This window comes from Moorena sp. SIO2C4 (assembly GCF_010672485.1).
Classification (GTDB): domain Bacteria; phylum Cyanobacteriota; class Cyanobacteriia; order Cyanobacteriales; family Coleofasciculaceae; genus Moorena; species Moorena producens.
The window spans coordinates 1-1,460 of the sequence record NZ_JAAHGN010001429.1 but is presented as its reverse complement, the minus strand read 5'-3'; the positions used below and the strand labels follow the sequence as shown (position 1 = coordinate 1,460).

General features: G+C 42.5%; 2 protein-coding genes. Both read right to left on the bottom strand.

From position 1 onward, the window contains the following. Positions 1–189: 189 nt before the first annotated feature. Positions 190–948, bottom strand: coding sequence for a CIS tube protein (locus F6K20_RS38275; RefSeq protein WP_287298399.1), 759 nt, complete (start codon positions 946–948; stop codon positions 190–192). Continuing rightward, on the bottom strand, positions 939–1,385 hold the full coding sequence (locus F6K20_RS38270) for a hypothetical protein (protein WP_287298397.1): 447 nt from the start codon (positions 1,383–1,385) through the stop codon (positions 939–941). The genes F6K20_RS38275 and F6K20_RS38270 overlap by 10 nt, the downstream gene beginning before the upstream one ends. Positions 1,386–1,460 lie beyond the last annotated feature (75 nt).

Here is a 1,460-nt window from a genome sequence, read left to right as displayed (position 1 = left end):
TGTAAATATTGAGGATTGGGGTTGGGTAAATGGCATTTTTAAAAGTTAAAAGGGAGTAGGGAGTAGGGAGTAGGGAGTAGGGAACAGCGGATCTGGGAACAGGGAACAGGCAAGAGGCAATAGGCATGCTAGCAATAGGCAATAGTAACGCATAACCCTTGGGCTTGCTACAGCAATCAATCATAACTATCAAAGCAATTTGGGAATAGTTAAGGTTTTACCAATGTCAAGCTGACGGGGATTATCCAATTGATTTTCTTCAGCAATGAGTCGCCACAGCTTAGGATTACCATAGACATCCGCCGCAATGCTGCTGAGGGTTTCACCGCTTTTGACAATACGAGTAGTTAATTCTGGATCGGTACGCCGTTTATCATCTTCTGGATTGAGATATTCCGAAAAAGTGATGTTGACTTTTGCTCGTATCGGTTTACCATTACTTTTGAACAGGGTGAAGGTTTGGGTAAGATTAGTAATCACCCCCACAAAAGGGAAGTCAGAATTAGTTGGTGCTTCACCCCAGTAAACCTTACAAGCTGGTGGTGGTTGTTCTTTACCTCCAACACGTCGAATGCGGGTAAGGGCAACAAGTTTATTGGTTTCCTCCCGTACATCCTCGATGGCGGTACTGTCTATTAAACGATTTTGATTTTGATTTTGATTTTGATTTTGAAGTCGTGAATTTCTAACCCCTTCGGAAACATCAAATAACAATTCCAGAGTTAATTCCCGACTTCCCCCGCCACCAAAATCTAAGATGGGGGCATTATATTCTTTTTGACTTGAACCACTCCAACTAACTCCTTTTTTGATAGCGTAGGATTCGGGGTTAAACAAAACCGTAATCTCTGGATAATTGGCTCTGTCTTCCGACTCTACAGCACGGTACTTAGTGTCTTGAGTTTTTTCCCACTTCAAAGGAATAATAGTTAGTTTAGCTAATGCCATTTTTCTATCCCCCGACGTTCTTGTTCCATCGTTAGCTGACGAGTTAGAATACGACTAACTTGTTCGGCTATTGCCTCGATATCTATATCTACCCCGTCAGCTGGAGTGGTTGCTAGATTTGACGTGGCTGTGGTTGAAGTAACTGGTGCTGTCATGGGAATGGAATTAGCTCCAGTTAGATTAGCTTGACGAGCAATCACCCCATCGCTTAACTGTTGGAGTTTCGATACTTTGGCTACAGATTCGTTATCAGTTTTGCGCCAAACTAAATCCGGTGTCGAGCTAGTTTTTCCTGTCTCGGTATCTAAATTGATATTTCTATTTGGGGTTGTAGTTGTTGTCAGTAAGGGCTGACTTGCTTTGACAACAACCGATTTAGTTTGAACTAAAGAGATATCATGATTGGGGTTAGAATCCGAGAGCTTGGTTTGTACCAAACTACTGTCTGATTCCTCTTCCTCCTGGGACCGCCAAACTAAATCCTGTGCCGAGTTATTGCTTACTGTATCCTA

What these genes read in the sequence shown, in the direction of transcription:
- F6K20_RS38275 (WP_287298399.1), bottom strand. Translation starts at nt 948, where the DNA reads ATGGCATTAGCTAAACTAACTATTATTCCTTTGAAGTGGGAAAAAACT.